General features: G+C 66.8%; 14 protein-coding genes. 7 read left to right on the top strand and 7 right to left on the bottom strand.

Annotated features, from left to right (window positions below):
* Nucleotides 1-147: 147 nt before the first annotated feature.
* Both GGR46_RS14710 and GGR46_RS14705 read right to left on the bottom strand, forming a co-directional pair.
* The gene (locus GGR46_RS14710; protein ID WP_183998669.1) at nucleotides 148-1680 is read right to left on the bottom strand and encodes an alginate export family protein; all 1533 of its coding nucleotides are present in this window, start codon (nucleotides 1678-1680) and stop codon (nucleotides 148-150) included.
* A gap of 28 nt (nucleotides 1681-1708) precedes the next feature.
* Nucleotides 1709-3046 carry a dicarboxylate/amino acid:cation symporter gene (locus GGR46_RS14705; protein ID WP_183998668.1) on the bottom strand — a complete coding sequence of 446 codons (1338 nt, stop codon included), beginning with the start codon at nucleotides 3044-3046 and terminating at the stop codon, nucleotides 1709-1711.
* 234 nt (nucleotides 3047-3280) lie between these two features.
* On the opposite strand from GGR46_RS14705, the gene GGR46_RS14700 reads away from it, so the two are divergent.
* Entirely contained in the window at nucleotides 3281-5002 is a 1722-nt protein-coding gene (locus GGR46_RS14700; protein ID WP_246426093.1) for a sensor histidine kinase, read from the top strand.
* Nucleotides 4999-6321: a sigma-54-dependent transcriptional regulator gene (locus GGR46_RS14695; RefSeq protein WP_343058177.1), complete on the top strand. Its 1323-nt coding sequence runs from the start codon at nucleotides 4999-5001 to the stop codon at nucleotides 6319-6321. The genes GGR46_RS14700 and GGR46_RS14695 overlap by 4 nt, the downstream gene beginning before the upstream one ends.
* A gap of 490 nt (nucleotides 6322-6811) precedes the next feature.
* Here the strand turns inward: GGR46_RS14695 and GGR46_RS14690 are convergent, their stop codons facing one another.
* Nucleotides 6812-8533 carry a M61 family metallopeptidase gene (locus GGR46_RS14690; protein ID WP_183998667.1) on the bottom strand — a complete coding sequence of 574 codons (1722 nt, stop codon included), beginning with the start codon at nucleotides 8531-8533 and terminating at the stop codon, nucleotides 6812-6814.
* Between the two features lie 87 nt (nucleotides 8534-8620).
* Entirely contained in the window at nucleotides 8621-9127 is a 507-nt protein-coding gene (locus GGR46_RS14685) for an Lrp/AsnC family transcriptional regulator (protein WP_183998666.1), read from the bottom strand.
* Nucleotides 9128-9270: 143 nt separating this feature from the next.
* On the opposite strand from GGR46_RS14685, the gene GGR46_RS14680 reads away from it, so the two are divergent.
* Entirely contained in the window at nucleotides 9271-10461 is a 1191-nt protein-coding gene (locus GGR46_RS14680; RefSeq protein WP_183998665.1) for an aromatic amino acid transaminase, read from the top strand.
* A complete protein-coding gene (locus GGR46_RS14675; RefSeq protein WP_183998664.1) occupies nucleotides 10458-11381 on the top strand; it encodes a DMT family transporter in 924 nt (307 codons plus the stop codon). Before GGR46_RS14680 ends, GGR46_RS14675 begins: the two co-directional genes overlap by 4 nt.
* Here GGR46_RS14675 and GGR46_RS14670 read toward each other — a convergent pair.
* A complete protein-coding gene (locus GGR46_RS14670; protein ID WP_183998663.1) occupies nucleotides 11361-11834 on the bottom strand; it encodes an Lrp/AsnC family transcriptional regulator in 474 nt (157 codons plus the stop codon). The two genes, GGR46_RS14675 and GGR46_RS14670, sit on opposite strands and share 21 nt — an antisense overlap.
* 129 nt (nucleotides 11835-11963) lie before the next feature.
* On the opposite strand from GGR46_RS14670, the gene GGR46_RS14665 reads away from it, so the two are divergent.
* The 3 genes from GGR46_RS14665 to GGR46_RS14655 are packed head-to-tail and all read left to right on the top strand — an operon-like array spanning nucleotide 11964 to nucleotide 15628.
* Nucleotides 11964-12917 carry an ornithine cyclodeaminase family protein gene (locus tag GGR46_RS14665; protein WP_183998662.1) on the top strand — a complete coding sequence of 318 codons (954 nt, stop codon included), beginning with the start codon at nucleotides 11964-11966 and terminating at the stop codon, nucleotides 12915-12917.
* On the top strand, nucleotides 12917-14992 hold the full coding sequence (locus tag GGR46_RS14660; RefSeq protein ID WP_183998661.1) for an amidohydrolase family protein: 2076 nt from the start codon (nucleotides 12917-12919) through the stop codon (nucleotides 14990-14992). The genes GGR46_RS14665 and GGR46_RS14660 overlap by 1 nt, the downstream gene beginning before the upstream one ends.
* 45 nt (nucleotides 14993-15037) lie before the next feature.
* Entirely contained in the window at nucleotides 15038-15628 is a 591-nt protein-coding gene (locus tag GGR46_RS14655) for a hypothetical protein (protein ID WP_343058176.1), read from the top strand.
* A 71-nt stretch (nucleotides 15629-15699) separates the two neighbouring features.
* Here GGR46_RS14655 and GGR46_RS14650 read toward each other — a convergent pair whose 3' ends face one another.
* Together GGR46_RS14650 and GGR46_RS14645 are read right to left on the bottom strand one after the other, a co-directional pair.
* A complete protein-coding gene (locus GGR46_RS14650; protein WP_246426092.1) occupies nucleotides 15700-17211 on the bottom strand; it encodes a S10 family serine carboxypeptidase-like protein in 1512 nt (503 codons plus the stop codon).
* A gap of 11 nt (nucleotides 17212-17222) precedes the next feature.
* Nucleotides 17223-18455: an aminotransferase class V-fold PLP-dependent enzyme gene (locus tag GGR46_RS14645; RefSeq protein WP_183998660.1), complete on the bottom strand. Its 1233-nt coding sequence runs from the start codon at nucleotides 18453-18455 to the stop codon at nucleotides 17223-17225.
* Between the last annotated feature and the right edge of the window lie 89 nt (nucleotides 18456-18544).

The raw sequence follows: 18544 nt of genomic DNA, 5'->3' as shown, positions 1-18544 counted from the left end.
GCGCTCCGCTTGCGTGAACGCGGTCCCTTTGTTGGTCAGGGGATCGGCCAGCAGGGCGCGGGCGGCGGCATGGGCATGGGCATGGGCATGGGCATGGGCATGGGCATGGGCATGGGCATGGGGAGAGATGGTCTGTCTTCTAAGCGATCAAAAGCGGAAGCTGATCCAGCCGGACAGGAAATCCGAGCTGTGAAAGCCGGCGCGGGACAGGACGGGGCCGGCGGCGAGATGCTCGTACCGGCCGGTGACGGATAGGCGCGGCGTGATCGTCCACACCATCTGCGCGCGGGCAACCTCGGCTACCTTGGTACCGGGCACGTTCTGCGTGCCGGCGAAGGGCTGCCCGTTCGCGCGGTAAACCGCATCGCGGACGTCATCGCGCCAGGTGAACTGATATTCGATGTTGAAGCGCACCTGCTCCAGCGGAGTGAAGGTCACGCCGGGTGCCACCGCGATCAGGTTCGAGGGCGTCAGGAACAGCTGGTAGCTGTAATAGACGTTGTTCCCGAACGGCGCGTAGGCGTTGCGCAGCTTGCGCCCGCCATAGGCGCCGCCGCCCGACGCATAATCCGCATGAAAGCCGACGCGTGGCGCGTTGCGCGATTTGCCCAGCCGGACGGTGTTGGCGGCGGTGAACAGCCAGGCGTCGATCGATTGATCGATGAAATGGCCGGACTGGTGGCTCGCCGACCAGTCGACCGAAAGCCTGCCCGCATCGCCCCAAAGGCGCGCGCCGACATAATAACGCGTCGTCGGGCCGATCCGTCCGCCCCAGGTGCCGACGCGGTTGCGCCGCCGCCAGACGAAGGGATCCAGATAGAGGTTCGATCCGCCGAGGAAGCTCTTGGGCAGGACGATGCCGAAGGTGGCGCCGGAAAAGCGACGGGCATCATCGGTCCGATCGTCACTGAAGCCATCATTGCCATAGGCTGTGGGCTTGAGATCGAAAATATCGACCCGCAGCCGCGCCCCGCGCACCCAGGCGCGCACGCCGTTCAGCGTGTAGCGGATCGTATTATTATCGCGCTGGGAGACGAGCAGATTGGGACCGTCGGTAAATTCCTGCCGGCCGTAGCGCACGCCCAGCGCCGTGCCGCCGATCAGCGCGTCCGCCTCGACGAAGGCCTGCTGGACCGCCAGATCGTTGCGAAAATTGCCCGATGGCACACCAAGATTGGTGCCAGCAAGGCCGCCATGCACGATCTCGCCATAGGCTCGCAGATGCGGCCCGAGATGCAGGTCCGCCCCGGCGACGATGCGGGTGATGTCCTGCCTCTGGTCCGGGCCATCGCGCAGATTGGGGCTACTCGTATTGTTGATCCGCAGGCGAAGCTCGCCCGACAACGTCAGATAGACGTCCCCGTCCTTGTCCAGCGGCAGGAACTTCAGGCGATCGAGCGGATCGTCGCGCTTCTTCGGATCGCGCAGCGCGCGCCAATCCTCGGCCCAACGCGACAGATTGTATCCGGCGGTGTTAGCGCCTTCGCCCGCGGCGGCGGCCGGATAGGTGGTGGCGATCGGCGTGGCGGGCGCGCGCGGATAGGTTGACGGTGCGGGCATCGGCCGGATCGGGAGCGGGGACTCGACGCTGGGCGCCTCGCCGGTCGTGGTCTGGGCGATCGCCGGAACGGAGGCAAAGCAGAGGGTGGCGGCAGCAAGCCGCGGCAGCGACGTCTTCATGGACGGCTCCTGGGGTTAGCGTGCGGGATTATTCGGCGGCGACGGCGCGGAGGACGGGTGCTTCCTCCCGTGTCACCCGACCCGCGAACGCATTTTCCAGCGCCTCTTCGTCCAGCGCATTCTCCCAGCGCGACACCACGATCGTCGCGACGGCATTGCCGATGAAATTGGTGAGGCTGCGGCACTCGCTCATGAAACGATCGACGCCGAGGATCAGCGCCATACCGGCAACCGGCACGGACGGCACGATCGAGAGCGTCGCGGCCAGCGTGATGAAGCCAGCGCCCGTCACGCCCGCCGCGCCCTTGGACGAGAGCATCGCCACTCCTAGCAGCAGCAATTGCTGGTCCAGCGTCAGTTCCACGTTGCACGCCTGCGCGATGAAGAGCGCGGCGAGCGTCATGTAGATGTTCGTGCCGTCGAGATTGAAGCTATAGCCGGTGGGCACGACCAGGCCGACGATCGATTTGGGGCAGCCGGCGCGCTCCATCTTCTCGATCAAGGCCGGCAGCGCGCTTTCCGACGAGGAGGTGCCGAGCACCAGCAGCAGTTCCGCCTTCAGATAGGCAATCAGGCGGAAGATCGAAAAGCCGGACAGTCGCGCGACGATCCCAAGGATCACCAGCACGAAGATCAGCGAAGTGAGGTAGAAAGTGCCGACGAGGAAGGCGAGATTGGCCAGCGCACCCACGCCATATTTGCCGATCGTGAAGGCCATCGCGCCGAACGCACCCAAGGGCGCCGCGCGCATCAGGATGCTGACCAGCCTGAAGAAGGCGACCGAGATATTTTCGAGCAGGGTCAGCACCGGCGTCCCGCGATCGCCGACCAGCGCGAGGCTGATGCCGAACAGGATCGCTACGAACAAAGTCTGGAGGATATTGCCTTCGGTCAGCGAGGACAGGAAGGTTTCGGGGATGATGCCGGTTAGGAAGCCGGTGATCGTCGTATCGTGCGCCTTGGCCGCGAACTCGCTGACCTTGGAAGCGTCCAGCGTAGCGGGATCGATGTTCAGGCCGGCGCCCGGCCGGACGACATTTGCCACGACCATGCCCACGATCAGTGCAAAAGTGGAGAAAAACAAGAAGTAGGCGAAGGCCTTGCCCGCGACGCGACCGACGCTCTGGAGATCGCGCATGCCGGCAATGCCGGTCACGATCGTCAGGAAGATCACGGGCGCGATCACCATCTTCACCAGCTTGATGAAGGCGTCGCCCAACGGTTTCAGCGCTTCGCCTGCGGACGGTGCGAAGTGGCCGAGCAGAACGCCCGCCGCGATCGCGACCAACACCTGCAGGTAGAGGTGCGTATACCAGGGCTTCGGGGTCGCGGGGCCGCTATCGGCGGAGGTGGGCGCTATCATCATCGTCTTTGTACCTTTCGTCCTCTCTCGGTGCGGTCTCTGGCGGCCGGTCCGGGTGAGAGGGACGATATGCGGCATGTCGATGCGGACAAACGCACCAATGAACATTAAAAAAACAATTTTATATCAATGATATATCTACATCTGCGCGGTGCAGCATGTATCATTTCATGCACATCACTTCGCCTAGAAGTGCAAATAATTGCACAACCGGGAGCAACGCTGTAAGTCTGCCTTATGCGGATGGTCGGACCGGTTCGTTGGCCCCTCACAGCGCTCACCGCGATGCTGCTCGCCGCCTCCGCAATCTTGCTGGCCGGTCTGGTCGCGGAGCGACGCGCGCGTGAGTCGTTTGCAGCCACCGTTACGGCAGATGCGCGCTTGCGGCAGGCGCTGCTGTCGAGCGAGATCGCGCGTTTCCGGCTCCTGCCGCTGGCGCTCACCGACGATCGCGACGTGATCTCCGCGCTGGCGCGGGCGCCGGGCGCGCGCGATCTGCTCGATCGCAAGCTGCAGCGGCTCGCCGGTCAGACCGGCGCGGCCACCATCTACGTGATCGACGAGAGCGGCCGTGCGATCGCCGCCAGCAACTGGCAGACCGCTACCTCCTTCGTCGGCCGCGACTATCGCTTTCGCCGCTATTATACCGATGCGCACGCAACCGGCGCGGGCGAGCAATTCGCGCTCGGCATGGTCAGCCGCGTTCCCGGCCTCTACCTCACGCGCCGTACCGCCACGGGCCAGGGCGTCGTCGTCGTCAAACTGGAGTTCGATCGAATCGAGCGGCAGTGGCGATCGGCGGGCGGCATCACCTACGTCACGAACGCGCAGGGGATCATCCTCGTCACCAGCCGGCGCGACTGGCGCTTTGCGACCACGCGACCCATCGCCCCTGCCGTCGCGAAGCGCGTCGGCACGGACATCGGCATCGCCGCCCTACTCCCGACACCGTTCCGGCCGCTGGACGAAACGCGGATCGCAATGCCAGCGCGGGGCGGCACTTTCCTCCTCGCACAGACGCCGCCCGACGCGATGGGCTGGCGGGTAGTGCTCGGCATGCCGGAGCAAAAGGCGATCGGCGACCCTGTGCGCTCGGCGCGGATCGCCGCGCTGCTGGCCTCGCTCGCATTGGTCGGCCTGCTCGTGGCAGTGCGGGAACGCCGCCGCCGCCGCGCCGAACAGACCGCCGCGCTGGAACTCGCCGTGGCCGAACGGACCGCCGACCTTACCCGCGAGATGCGCGACCGGGCGAGCGCCGAGGCGAAGGCGGCCGAGTTGCGCGACGCGCTGCGCCAGGCCAATCGCCTCGCCACACTGGGGCAGATCACGGCCAGCGTGGCGCATGAGACCGCCCAGCCCGTCGCCGCGATCCGCAATTATGCCACCTCTGGCGAAAAGCTGCTCGATCGCGGCGATACGGAGACGGTGCGCGAAAACCTGAAGGCGATCGCGCGCCTCACCGAGCGGATCGGCCGCGTCACGGACGAATTGAGGGGCTTCTCGCGCAAGGGCAGCGGCGAGATCGGCCCCGTGCCCCTCGCAGACATAGTGGAGGGCGCGCGTCTGATCCTGAAGGATCAGCTTTCGCGCGTCCTCATGATCTGGCCAGATATCCCGCCGGGCCTGCATGTGACGGGCGGACGCATCCGGCTGGAGCAGGTGCTGGTCATCCTTCTCCAGAATGCGATCGAGGCGCTGATCGGGCGCACCGATCCGCGCGTGGAGGTAGCGCTTACGCTCCAGCCGGATGCGGTCCGGCTCTCGGTGACCGACAACGGCCCCGGCGTCGCGGCGGACGTCGTCGCCCGCATCTTCACCCCCTTCGTCACCAGCCGGCCCACCGGGCTCGGCCTGGGGCTGGTGATCGCGCAGGACATCATGGCCGACCTGGGCGGCGTGCTCCGGCTCGTGCCCTCCGAAGCGGGCGCCTGCTTCGAGATGGAGCTGCGGCGGCCGTGACGACCGAAGCGGCCCTCCGCATCGCGCTGGTCGAGGACGATGCCGATATGCGCGCGTCGACCGCGCAGATTCTCTCGCTCGCCGGCTATGCGGTGGACAGTTTCGCGCTGGCAACCCACGCCTTGGCCATGATCGAGGCTGATTATCCGGGCGTGGTGGTCAGCGACGTGCGTATGCCGCACATGTCCGGCACGGAGCTGCTCGCCATCCTGCAGGCGCGCGATGCGACGCTTCCAGTACTGCTGCTCACCGGCCACGGCGATGTGGCCATGGCTGTGGCGGCGCTGCAAGCGGGCGCCTGGGATTTCCTGACCAAGCCCTTCGATCCCGATGCGTTGCTTGCCGCCGTCGCGCGTGCGGGCACGGCGCGCTCCCTAGCGCTGGAAAACCGGCGACTGAAGGCGCTGGCGGGCGCTGACGACATGCCGGCCCTAATCGGGGATTCGCCGGCCATCCGCCGCCTGCGCGAAATGATCCCTGCTCTGGCCGATGCGGCGATCGACCTGTACATCGAGGGCGAGACCGGCACCGGCAAAGAGATGCTCGCCCGCCTGATCCATCGTGCGGGCCGGCGCGCCCGGCACCGTTTTCGCCGCGTGGCCTGCGCCGGCTATCCCGATGCGCTGCTCGATACGGATCTGTTCGCGCGCGCGGGCGACGGCAGCGTCGTCTCCGCACATCGCGGCACGCTCTTTCTCGACGATGTCGATCAGGCGTCGCGCCCATTGCAGCTTCGCCTGAAGGCATTGATCGAGGAGCGCGCGATTCTGGGTCGCCGTCCCGAGGATGCGGTGCCGATCGATCTTCGCGTGATCGCAACCGGCAGCGACCACGATCGGCCGGCTGTCGGCACGATGGATCCCGCGCTCTTCTATCGGCTGGCAGGGGTCCGCCTGCGCGTGCCGCCCGTGCGCGAGCGGCGCGAGGACATTCCTCTGTTGTTTGCCCATTTCGCTGGCGAGGAGGTGGCCCGGTTGGGCCGCGATCTGCCGCCGCTTTCCGAAGGCCAGCGGCGCTATCTGCGCGAGCATGATTGGCCGGGCAATGTGCGCGAGATCGCCCATTATGCCGTCCGCATCGTGCACGGCGTGGAGGAAATCGCCGATCCCCACGTGCCCGACTGCATTGATGCGCTCCCGATGCGGGTGGCGGCGTTTGAGCGCGAGGCCATTATGCAGGCCGTGCATGCGACTCGCGGCGACATCGGCGCTGCGATCGAACGCCTCTGTATTCCCCGCAAGACCTTCTACTACAAGGTTCAGCGGCTAGGCCTGGATCTTCGCGCCCTCCGCAAGGCGGCAAGCGAACCCTCTCGATAAAACGAGGTCCCGCACCCTAAAGGATGTCCGCCGACGACCGCATGAACGATCGCCATGAAATGCCGTTCGAATGCTCCAGAGCGGACGGGCCGCTATCCACCAATCGTGCCGATCGCGGCTTGTGACGTACGTCGGCTTTCGGGAAAGTGTCGGGCGGTCGGATGGCCGACTTTTGGCGCGCGATGCCGACCGGTAGCTTTTGCGCAGAACGGCCCGGCGGCTTGTGGGCCGCTTCCCGACTGTCGCCTTTTGGGCATCCGACAGAGAAAGCGGGCACGGTTGTTGCAGGTGCGGATCGGTGCGACCTTGAATCGCGATGGTGACGACCGGATGCGGGCCGGAGGGGCTCTCGGCTGCAATTCGCGTACGCTGGGCACGCTGTCCTAGCGAGCTGTCGTTCGACCCGGCGAAGCGCCTCCACGCCCACACGCGCGAAGTCCAGGAAGCTTGCCCCCGTGCCGGCGGCTTCTTCGCCAGCCACGCAGTGGCATCACCTGCTCTGTCTGGGAACAGGTTCCCACTGCCAGGCAGCCACCGTCTCGCCCCGTGGCAAATAGCGGATCGACAATGTCTCGGTACCGCGCTTCACTTCGAGCGTGAGCATGCGGGTCTGGTCGCCCTGGAGACCGTCCTGCGAGAAAGTGTTGAGGATCTCGTCACCGTTCCGCAGTCCGGCCTTCTCAGCCTCCGAGCCCGCGATCAGACCCTTCACCAGCTTGGGACGGATGGTCAGCGAGGCGGGATCGAAGCCGAGATCGAACCGGCGCAGCTGGCGCGAGACACGGCGGAAGCCCGGACCGAAGGCATCCGACGGCGGGGTGACCGTGCCGCCGGCGAGCATCGCGTCGAGATCGGCGACGCCCTTCGCGCCCAGCTGCTCCTTGAGCAGCGAACGCCACAGCGCCTCGTTCATCGGCTTGCCGGCCTGGCGCACCGCCAACATCGTCCGCACCATGTCATCGAGGCTGCGCTTGCCGGCCGAAGCCTTGCGCACCGCGGCGTCAAGCGCGGCGAAATAGAGCGAGCCGCGGTCATAGGGCAGCACGCGGATGCGGGTGTCCTTCCAGAAACCGCCCGGGATCTCCGAGTTCGGCACGTTGATCTTGATGTTGGTGTAGTAGCGCGCGGCGGTCTCGTTGAGGTCGGCCAGGAATTCGTCGGCGGTTATCATCCCGGCGCGATAGGGCAGCATGCGCTGATAATGCACGGCCAGCCCCTCGCCGAACCAGGAGCGGTCGAGCCCACCCGCTGAGTCCATCGATTCATCTAGCGAGCGCACCCAGCTGTGCAGCATCTCGTGCGCGAGCAGCGACTTGAGGTCGTCGGGCTTCGACGTGTGGTTGAAGGTGAAGGCGAAGCTGTCGGTCAGGCCGATGCCGCTGCCCGGGTTGCGGACATTGGTGCGCCCGAACACGCCGAAGCTGGGCGGCATGTACCCGAAGAACTTGCCGTAGAAGCGATGAAGGTCGCCCGCCCAGTGCATCAGCGGGTCCATCGCGAAGGGCGGCGTGCCCTGCCAGGCGGCGAAGAAGCCATCGCCACCGGCCTGGAACACGCCGGGCTTGCCCGCCATGTAATAGACCGAGGACAGGCGCGATGCGGGCAGCGGCTCGCTGCTGGTAACGTCGCCGACGCCGAAGCTGGAGACACCGATGCCGCCCGGGCCATAAGCGGCGAAGTCCCAGTGGATCTTCGCGCGGCGGGCGGTCTCGTCGGCGGGGAGGATCACGAACGCATTGGCGGCGGCGGAGAAGCCGTCCAGCTCGGTGCGCATCTCATATTGCGGCAGCGCGAGCGGCGGCGCGGCGGCATCGATCGGCACGCGGTAGCGGATAGTCACGGCACCATCGATCGCGCGGGGCGCCTGCCAGATACGGGTGCGGTTCGAGCCGTCTTCCTCGACATCCTTGACCGTGGCGGCGATCGTGCCGGCGGCGTCGGTGATCGCCAGGCCCTGCACGTCCTTGCCGCTGGTGACCACGGTGTTGGCGACCAGCGCAAGCTTGAACAGGTCTTCCCCGGCCTTGCGGTGCACGCCCTGTGTGACCACCGTCACATCGACATAGGGGACGTTGTGCGCGGCGTCGGGCGCGGAGGGCGCGATGGTGATCGCCAGTTCGGGCACGGGCTCGGCGGTCCCCCCGCTGCTCGCCGAAACCGGCACCAGTGCAATGGCCATTGCCAGGACAGTGTTTCGGGCAATCTTGGTCATGAATTCTCCTCCGCTGCCCCGATCCTATCGGCTGGAGCCGCGAAAATTTCTGCGATCTCCCGCCGCAGAGCCGCCCCCGCACATGATTTATGCGTGGTCGGGGCCCTGCCCGACCGATTGCCGCGCGAACCGGACCGGCAGCGCCGTGCTGCTCTTGAGGTTTTCCAGCACGATGCTGGAGCGCGCCGTCGCCACTTCGGGAGCGACCAGCAGCTCGCTGACCAGGAAGCTGTTGAAGCTCGCCAGGTCCCGCGTGGCCACCTTGAGGATGATGTCCGCCTCCCCGGTCAGCGCCTGGCATTCGAGCACTTCATCCATGGCGGTAATGCGCTGGTGGAAGGTCTCCAGCCACCCGGGCTCGTGCGAACGCAGGCTCAGCAACACATAGGCGCTCACGCCGATCCCCAGCTTTTCCGCATCCAGCACGCCCGCCACCCGCGCCAGATAACCGGCCTCGCGCAGCTGATGCATCCGGCGCGAGCATTGCGAGGCGGAGAGGTGCACACGCTCGCTCATCTCTACCGGACCAATATCGCCCTGTACCTGCCATTGCTCGAGGATACGGAGATCGAAGCTGTCGAGTTCGCGCGCCATTCCGCGATCCTGCATCAAATTTGCACGAACTACCACATCCATACATCGATGATGCAATATCCACGAAAAGGCCGACCATTTCGCACGCACTTTGGCGCGCCACCCCCGTATTTTGCAGCGCAATAAACAAAAGGGGTCTCACCATGTCGTTCGATACGCTTGCGCTCCAGCCCGCCGATCCGCTGCTGAAGATCATCGGCGCCTTTCGCCGCGATACCCGCACCGAAAAGATCGACCTGGGCGTCGGGGTATTCCGCGATGAGGACGGCAACACGCCGGTGATGCGCGCGGTGAAGCTGGCCGAGGAGAAGCTGCTGCGCGAGCAGCAGAGCAAGTCCTATCTGGGCCCCGAAGGCGATATCGGCTTCGTCGAGCGGCTGGCGGACAAGGTGCTGGGCAATGCCGTGCCCGTCGAGCGGCGTCATGGGCTGCAGACGCCGGGGGGCACGGGCGCGCTGCGCCTCGCCGCCGAACTGCTCGCCAAGGCCGGGGTGCGCCGCATCTGGGTCGCCGCGCCGAGCTGGGCGAACCACGCCCCGGTATTCCTCGCAGCCGGGATCGAGCCGCGCTTCATCGAGTGCTTCAGCATCGCCGCGCAGCATCTCGACCTCGCCTATTTCCTTGAGGAGTTGGATGGCGCGACACCTGGTGACGCGGTGCTGCTGCACGGCTGCTGCCACAACCCGATGGGGATCGATCCCGGCCCGCTCGGCTGGCAGGCAATCACAGAGGTGGTGGTGCGCCGCGGCCTGTTGCCGCTGGTTGACCTCGCCTATCAGGGATTGGGCGAGGGTTTCTGCGAAGACTCGCTCGGCACCCGCATATTGCTGGCAGCAGCACCGTTCGGCCTGCTCGCTTATTCCTGCAACAAGAATTTCGGCCTCTATCGCGAGCGCGTCGGCGCGCTGTGGGTGACCGCACCCGATGCAGAGCAGGGCGCGATCGCCCATTCCAACCTCCTCGCGCTCGCCCGCGCGAACTGGTCGATGCCGCCCGATCACGGCGCTGCCGTCGTCCGCGTGATCCTGGAGGATGCCGAACTCACCCGCATCTGGCGCGAGGAGCTGGATATTGTGCGCGAGCGGCTTGCCGGGCTGCGCCGGGCGCTGGCATCCGAAGGACGGATCGGCAAGGTCGACCTGACCCAGATCGCCCGTGGCAAGGGCATGTTCGCCACGCTGCCGCTCAGCCGCACCCAGATCGACTGGCTGCGCGACGAGCATGCGATCTACCTGGCGGGTTCCGGCCGGATCAACATCGCCGGCTTCACCCTGCCCACCATCGCCCGCTTTTGCGACGCGCTTCGCGCATTGGACCGCGCGGGCGTGGCATGACCGGAGCGAACCTGACCACGGGCGCCGGGACGCGATCGTCCAACGCACGCTGGTCGCTGTGGAACAGCCCCTACCTCCTGCTCACGCTGGCGGCATCGCTCTGGGCAAGCAACTTCGTGCTCGGCCGGGCGATACCGCACGGCATGGCGCCGGTGAGCATCTCCTTCTGGCGCTGGACACTGGCGGTGCCCTTCACCCTGCCCTTCGCCTTCCCCTATCTGGCGCGCGACTGGCCGCTGATCCGCCGGGGCTGGCCGGTGCTGCTGCTTCTCGCCGGGCTCGGCCTCGCCGGCAGCAACACCCTCGCCTATTACGCGGTGCGGGTGACCGGGGCGACACCGGCGCTGCTGGTGCAATCGGCGATCCCGATCGCGATCATCGGCCTGGGCTTTCTGTTCTTCGGCGAGCGCCCCGCGGCACGCCAGCTGGGTGCCATGGCCTTCGCGCTGGCCGGAGTGCTCTGCGTCATCCTCGGCAAGCCCGGCACCTCGGGCAGCCTCAACATGGGTACCCTGCTCGCCTGCGCGGCGATGCTCTCCCAGTCGCTCTACGCCACGCTGCTGCGCAAGCGCCCGCGCGTGCATCCGGCGAGCTTCCTGTTCCTGACCTTTGCAGGCGCCGCGCTGCTGATGCTGCCCTTCCAGCTTGCGATGGGGACGCCGCTACCGCTCAAGGACGCGAGCGGGTTCGCCGCGCTGCTCTACCTCGCACTCGGGCCGTCGATCCTCGCCTTCTTCCTGTTCAACCGCGGGGTGGCGCTGGTCGGATCGGCGCGGGCAGGGCTGTTCTTCTATCTGATGCCGATGTTCGGCACGATCTTCGCCGGTATCTTCCTGCACGAGAGCATCGGCGCGGTCGAACTCGCCGGCTTCCTGCTGGTCGGTGCCGGCTTCGCCCTGTCAGCGCGACGGCAGCGGTAAGCGGTGGCTGCACTTCATCTCGGATAACGTCGCCACCGATCGGATATCCTCGACGCCGGGCAGGCGCAGAAGCGTGCGGAAGGTGAAATTCTGATACCAAGCCATGCTCGGCGCCAGCACCTTCAGCATCACGTCCATCTCGCCGAACAGCGTATAGGCCTCGGTGATCTCGGGGATTTCCTCCACCGCGCGCATGAAGCGCTCGCGGCCCTCGTCGCTCAGCCGGCCCATCTTGAGCTGGGCGAAGATGTACATGCTCTCGCCGAACTTCTCGCGATCGAGGATCGCGACCTGCGCCTTGATATAGCCTTCCTCGCGCAGCCGCTGGATCCGGCGCCAGCAGGGCGATTGCGACAGCCCCACCCGCTCGGCGATCTCGCTGGAGGACTCGGAGGCGTCGATCTGCAGCCGCTCCAGGATCTTGATGTCCATCCGGTCGAGATTGTCCGCCATATTTATGCGCCTCCCCGGCGAAAATTGGATCATATTTTCGCGAACGCTAAATTACAGTACGATGACAGGCAAGCGTTTGCGGGGTCGCCGACTTATCCTGCCTGCAAGGTTTCGACGGGAGGACGAGGCATGAAGCGCGAGCAGCTGGCGATTTTCGACGGCCAGTATGTGCGCGATCACCTGAGCTATCCCGACTGCATCCGCGTCGTCCGCGACGCGATGGAGGCGCTGTCCGCGAGCACCACCCGCCAGCTCCTCCGCACGATGATCCCCCTGGGCTCGGGTCGCACCTTTGCCCAAATGCCCGGAGCGCTCGGCGAGCGCGAGATGTTCGGCGCAAAGATGATAAGCGTCTTCGCCGATCCCAGTTCGCCGGGCCTCCGCCGGCATCGCGGTGTCGTGCTGCTGTTCGAGCCGGACGAAGGCGAGCCGGTCGCGATCGCCGATGCCGAGGAGATCACCCATATCCGCACCGCGGCGGCCACCGCGGTCGCCACCGATGCGCTCGCTCGCGCCGATGCCCGCACGTTGCTGATCGTCGGCACTGGCGGCCAGGCGCGCACCCATCTGCGCGCGTTGCCTTTGGTCCGCGACTTCGACCGCGTGCATATCTGGGGTCGCTCGTTCGACAAGGCGGTGAGCCTCGCCGCCGAGTTCGCCGCGATCGGCGCCGAAGCGGTCTCCGACCTCGAAGCCGCCACCAGCCGGGCCGACGTGATCTGCACGCTCACCACCTCGGCCGAGCCGGTGATCCTCGGCGCCTGGCTGCGCCCCGGCACGCACGTAAACCTAGTTGGATCGAGCGGCCCGGGTCCGGTCGAAGCCGACAATGCGCTGGTCGCCATGAGCCGCTATATCGCTGACAGCCGCGCCTCCGCGCTGGACGCCGCCGCCGAGTTCCTAGTGGCGAAGCAGGCCGGCGTGGTGACGGACGACCATATCGTCGCGGAGATAGGCGAAGTCCTGCTCGGCCGCGTCCCCGGCCGCCGAAGCGCCGATGAGATCACCCTCTACAAGTCGTTGGGCCATGCCGTGCAGGACCTGGCCGTTGCCGCCCATCTCTACCGGAGCTCGCTCAGCTGATGTCGCCCACCCTTTTGCGTGCCGCTCTTCTCGCCTCCACCCTCTTCACCGTCACACCCGCGCTTGCCCAGCATGAGCGGCTGAGCGTGATCGCCAATGGCGAGAAGGTCGGCTTCGTCGATGCGGACCAGCAGGGCAGCAACGTCACGATCAAATATGACGTGAAGAACAATGGCCGCGGCCCGACCATGGCGGAGACGATCGCGCTGGGCACCGACGGCCTGCCGGTCCGCTGGGCGCTCGACGGCAAGTCGACCTTCGGCGGCGATGTGCACGAGAGCTTCACCCGCGAGGGAGGTTCCGCGCGCTGGACCGATTCCATGGGCGAGCGCACCGCCCCCGTCACTGGCGCCGGCCTGTATATCGGGCAGAATGCCAGCCCCTGGGCGCTCGGCCTTTATGCCCGTGCCCTACTCAAGCGCGCGGACGGCACGCTGCCGGCAATGCCCGGCGGGCAGCTGCGCATCGAGAAGCTGGGGCCGGCGAAGATCGGCACCGCGACCTATCAGGCCTATGCGATCAGCGGCATCGACCTCTCGCCCGAGATGATCCTGCTCGACGGCCAGCAGCGTCTTTTCGCAGTGCTCGACACCGGCGGCGCGGTGGTGCGCGAAGGCCATGAGGCGGAGGTGCCGGCGCTGACAAAGCTGGCGACCGCGCTGACCGCGAAGCGCTATGCCGCGCTCCAGCAGCGCTTCGCCCACAAGATCGACGCGCCGGTGCGCATCCGCAACGTCCGCGTCTTCGATGCGGCCTCGGGCAAGCTCGGCGAGCCGGTCTCGGTGCTGTTCGCCGAGGGCCGGATCACCGGCATCCAGCCGCTCGACGCCCCCGCCTCGCCCGGCGAAGCGACGATCGAGGGGAATGGCGGCACGCTGCTCCCCGGGCTGCACGACATGCATGCGCATATCGGGCTGGAATCGGCGATGCTCTATATCGCCGCCGGCGTCACCTCGGTGCGCGACATGGGCAATGACAATGTCTTCCTGCCCCAGCTGATCCGCCGGATCGATGCGGGCGAAGTCGCCGGGCCGCGCATCGTGCCCAACGGCTTCCTGGAGGGCCGCAGCCCCTATTCGGCGCGGCTGGGCGTGGTCGCCGACAGCGAGAGCGCGGCGATCGACGCCGTCCGTTGGTATGCCGCGCGCGGCTATTGGCAGGTCAAGATCTACAACAGCATGAACCCCGCCTGGGTGCCCGCCATCGCGCAGGAGGCGCACCGGCTGGGCATGGGCGTGACCGGGCACATCCCCGCCTTCACCAATGCCGATGCGATGATCGCGGCGGGCTATAACGAAGTCACTCATATCAACCAGCTGATGCTTGGCTGGGTGCTCGATCCCAAGGAGGATACCCGCACCCCGCTGCGCCTGACCGCGATGCGGCGCACGGCCGGGCTCGATCTCGCTTCGGCAAAGGTGAGCAAGACGGTGGACGCGATGGTCGCCGGTCATGTCGCGCATGATCCGACCGCCGTGACGCTCGAGCTGCTGATGCTCAGCCGCAATGGCGCGCCCAGCCCCTCGGTCGCCAGCTATATCGATCACCTGCCGATCGGCCTGCAGCGCCGCCGCCGCCAGGCGATCGCGCCGATCGCCGGGCCGGAGGATGCCGCCGCCTATGACGGCGCGATGGTCAAGGTGAAGCAGCTGCTCAAGCTGCTCCACGATCGCGGCATCACGCTCCTGCCCGGCACCGACGACCAGACCGGGTTGTCGGTGCATCGCGAGCTGGAAATCTATGGCGAGGCGGGCATCCCGATCCCCGAGGTGCTGCGCCTCGGCACGCTGACGCCCGAAGTCTATATAGGCCGCGACCAGGAGCTGGGCTCGATCGCGCGTGGCAAGCGCGCCGACTTCCTGCTGCTGCCCGGTGATCCTACGAAGGATCTGCGCGAGCTGCACCGCATCGCGATGGTGGTGAAGGGCGGGACGATCTATTTCCCCTCGGAAATCTATCCGGCCTTCGGGGTGAAGCCATTCGCGGAGGCGCCGAAGATCACGCGCCCGGCGACGGCGGCCAAGGCGCCGGGCAGCGGTCCGTCGCATGATGCGGCAGACGAGTTCCTGTTCTGAGCGCAGCGGCTTGACGCCCAGGCGCGGGATGATCGAACGGCCGGCGTGAGTCTCGATTCCCCCGAACCCGAAGCGCCTGTGGATCAGAAGAACGAGGAACGCGCGGCCGAGGCCGCCGCGATCCGTCGCCGCTGGATAACCGTGGGCGAAGTGCTGGCGGTGGTTGCCGTCCTCATCTCCGCGCTGACCCTGTGGAACAACTGGAGCGAGCGCAGCGACAGCAAGGCTGCGGAGAGCGCGAGCGCCGAGCGTGCCTCCGCCCGCGCCGGCACGCTGGTGCTGGTCGCGGCAGATTCCGGCGAGCGCGTGCTGGTGCTCAAGCCGTCTTCGGCCGACCAGACCGTCCAGAGCCAGAAGATCGCCTTCCCCTCGCCGCTGGGCATCGCCGCGGTGGAGACCACCGGCGAACCGCGGATCGACGTGAAATGGTTCGACGAGGCGCTGAAAAAGGCGCGCAATGCGGCCAAGCTGCCCGACAACAGTCGCGGCGACGAGCGCCTTCCGGTGCTGGTCACCACCCAGTTCCTGGTCAATGGCGAGCCGCATTCGGACAGCGCGCTCTACGATGTGGGTACACTATCTCGGGCAAGCTGCTCGGCGGCCACAGCGTCACGCTGCGCGGCATCTCCTTCATAGCCGCGGCGAAGGGCAAGAGCGCGGCGGCGAAGCTGGACGAACGTTGGAAGGCGAACTTCCCCGCCCGGTAACTACGGCTTGGCGGCAACGACCTGCGCCACAAAGGCGTGCAGGTCCGCGCTGAGCGCCGCCAGCCCTTCCTCGTCCTCGAACACCGAATGCCCGGCGGCATAGTGATGCGCCGCGACGCGGTCCATCGACACACCCGCCTGCTCGAGCGCGAACTGCCCGGCATAGACCGGCGTGGTGATGTCGTAATAGCCACCGCCGGTGAAACCGCGCAGGCTCGGCTTTGCGTCCATCGCCGCCTTCAGATATTGCGCGAAGGACATGGAGCGGTAGCTGCCGCCATATTCCTTGTCCCAGTTCCACTTGAAGTTGATGCCCAGATTGAGGCTGCGATAGGGGCTGGGCAGCGTATAGGCGAGCTCAGTCTTGAGATAGGTCTCGATCAGCTGCGCCGAGCTGGCGCCGAGCGTCATCGAGGGATCGTCGAAGGGGGGGCGGAGCTTGGACTCCGCGATCGCCCGGGTGGCGCGGCCGTCGAGCTGGCCGGTGCGCAGGCCCTTGGCGGCGAGCAGGTTGAGCATGAAGTCGTAATTGTCGAGGCGAAGGTTCTTCTCCTCGAGCAGCGACACCGGCAGGCCGGTCAGCGCTGACATGCGCTCCGCGACTTTGCGCTTCTCGGCGGCCGAAAGCGTCGAGCCCTTGAGCAGCGCAAGCGCATAGTCCTTCTGCGCGAAGGCCAGAGCCTCCGCATAAAACTGCTCGACGCTGCGCCCACCGCGATCGATCGCCTGGTGATACCAGGCCACCGCAGCCAGGGTCGGCAGCTTGACCACGTCCGAAATCACCGGCCCGTCGCTGTCGCCGATCGCCAGCGAGAGCAACGCGACACCATCAGGCAGCGCCTTCTTCGCCTTGCTGGTCTCGTTCAACACCGCAAGCGCCCGCGAGGTTCCATAGCTTTCACCGACCAGCACCACCGGCGAACCCGTGCGCCCGTTCGCCGCCAGCCAGCGCTCGATCATCAGCGCCACCCCGCGCGCATCGCCGCCGACGCCCCAATAGCCCGAAGCATCCTTGTCCTTGAGCGGCATGCTCGCGCCCGTCCCCACCGGATCGATGAACACCAGGTCGGCGGCGTCGAGCAGGCTGAAGCGATTGTCCTCGAGATGCGCCGCATCGCCCTTGCCCACGATCCGGCGCGGGCCGAGCGCCTGCATGTGCAGCGGCGAGGACGAGGCGCCCGGGCCGCCGTTGAACACGAACAGCACCGGCCGCTTCGTCGCATCGCCCTTCACATCTGCGAGATAGCCATAGCTGACCGCCACCGCGACCGGCGTGCCGCCCGCCCCCGGCATCGGCAGCTCGGTGACGACGGCGCGATAGGCGAGCTTCTTGCCGCCGATCATCGCGACATGCTGCGTCGTCACCACCCGATCGCTGGCGGCATCGCGCGGGACCATCGGCTCCATCGCGCGCAGGAAGGCCGGCGGCATCGGCGCATTGCCGTCCTGCGCATGAACGGCAACGGGGCTGACGGCAGCGAGCAGCAGGGCGACAGACAAAGCACGGCGCATCAGGGAGCCTTTCAGGAAATGCGGGGAAGCGCGGCGAGCAGCCGCTCGATATCGTCCAGGTCGTTGAAGACGGACGGGCAGACGCGGAAACGGTTGCGCGACAGGGTGATCTGCACCTTCGCCGCCTTCAGCGGATCGGAGAGCTTGGCGTAGGCGCCCTCGAGCGCGCAGGTGAGCAGCGGCGTGCGGCTGCCGGCCGGGGTGACGATCGTGTAGCCGCGATCGGCCAGCACCTTGCGCAGCCGCGCCATCAGCGGCTGGCGATGCGCGGCGATGCGATCGACGCCCAGCTTGAGGATATAGTCGAGCGACCAGTCGAGCTGCGCGACGACAGTGTGCGAATGGGTGCCGCCGGCGAACAGCCCCTCCATGTCCGGACGCGGCGCGACATCGGCGATCGTCTCGCCCGGCGGATCGAAGGGATAGACGTGCGGGGCGAACTTCGCGAGCTGGTAATAGCCATAGCGGGTGCGCTTAAGCCGGTCGTGCAGGTCGGCGCGGGCATAGAGGAAGCCCAGCCCGAAATCGCCCATCAGCCATTTGTAGCTGGCGGTCGCGGCGAAATCGACATTGGTGGCGCGCACGTCGATCGGGATCGTGCCGGCCGCGTGGATGATGTCGGCATAGACGAGCGCGCCGCGGGCATGGGCGATCTCGCACACGCGCTTCAGGTCATGCTCGAAGCCATTGTACGTCGACACCAGCGACAGCGCGACCAGCCTTGTGCCCGGGGTGATCGCCTTTTCCATCGCCTCGACCGAGATGCGATTGTCGGTGGGACGCACCCAGGCGACATCGACGCCCTGCTTCGCCAGCTCCTGATAGAGGTAGAAGGAGCCGAAGAAGTGCAGCGTATCGGTGACGATCCGGCCCCCGGCACGCGGAAAATCGAGCGCGTCGATGACGAGCTGCTCCCCCGCCGTGGTGCTCTGGACGAAGGCGATCTCCTCGGGCGTGGCATTGATGAGTTTGGCGAAGCTCGCCTTGACCCGGGTTTCGACCGCATCGGTGGGATAATGGCCATCGGTGGTGGCGCGCTGATCGAGATAGGCGCGCACCGCGTCGCGGGCACCGAGCGGGATCGGATGCATCGTGCCCGAATCCAGATAGGGCCCGGGCATCGGCGCGAAGCTCGCCCTGTCGGGCAGCGGTGTGGAGGCCCCTGCAGCGGAGGCAGCCTGCACGACCAGCGGCGCGGCGCCCGCCGCTGCCAGGATTTCGCGCCGTGTGACGCCCGATCGCATGCCCCGCCTTCCCCTGTTAGAATTGCCGATCAGCTTAGCGCCGGTCGCGCGAATAGTTTTTGCCGATTTTCACGGGCTATCACAGCGAA

The organism is Sphingomonas kyeonggiensis (assembly GCF_014196745.1).
Classification (GTDB): domain Bacteria; phylum Pseudomonadota; class Alphaproteobacteria; order Sphingomonadales; family Sphingomonadaceae; genus Sphingomonas; species Sphingomonas kyeonggiensis.
This window is presented reverse-complemented; position numbering and strand designations above follow the sequence as displayed.

Coding starts and splice junctions, on each gene's coding strand:
- GGR46_RS14645 (WP_183998660.1), bottom strand. CDS start 18,455: ATGCGATCGGGCGTCACACGGCGCGAAATCCTGGCAGCGGCGGGCGCC.
- GGR46_RS14710 (WP_183998669.1), bottom strand. CDS start 1,680: ATGAAGACGTCGCTGCCGCGGCTTGCTGCCGCCACCCTCTGCTTTGCC.
- GGR46_RS14705 (WP_183998668.1), bottom strand. CDS start 3,046: ATGATGATAGCGCCCACCTCCGCCGATAGCGGCCCCGCGACCCCGAAG.
- GGR46_RS14700 (WP_246426093.1), top strand. CDS start 3,281: ATGCGGATGGTCGGACCGGTTCGTTGGCCCCTCACAGCGCTCACCGCG.
- GGR46_RS14690 (WP_183998667.1), bottom strand. CDS start 8,533: ATGACCAAGATTGCCCGAAACACTGTCCTGGCAATGGCCATTGCACTG.
- GGR46_RS14670 (WP_183998663.1), bottom strand. CDS start 11,834: ATGGCGGACAATCTCGACCGGATGGACATCAAGATCCTGGAGCGGCTG.
- GGR46_RS14685 (WP_183998666.1), bottom strand. CDS start 9,127: ATGGCGCGCGAACTCGACAGCTTCGATCTCCGTATCCTCGAGCAATGG.
- GGR46_RS14665 (WP_183998662.1), top strand. CDS start 11,964: ATGAAGCGCGAGCAGCTGGCGATTTTCGACGGCCAGTATGTGCGCGAT.
- GGR46_RS14650 (WP_246426092.1), bottom strand. CDS start 17,211: ATGCGCCGTGCTTTGTCTGTCGCCCTGCTGCTCGCTGCCGTCAGCCCC.
- GGR46_RS14660 (WP_183998661.1), top strand. CDS start 12,917: ATGTCGCCCACCCTTTTGCGTGCCGCTCTTCTCGCCTCCACCCTCTTC.
- GGR46_RS14675 (WP_183998664.1), top strand. CDS start 10,458: ATGACCGGAGCGAACCTGACCACGGGCGCCGGGACGCGATCGTCCAAC.
- GGR46_RS14680 (WP_183998665.1), top strand. CDS start 9,271: ATGTCGTTCGATACGCTTGCGCTCCAGCCCGCCGATCCGCTGCTGAAG.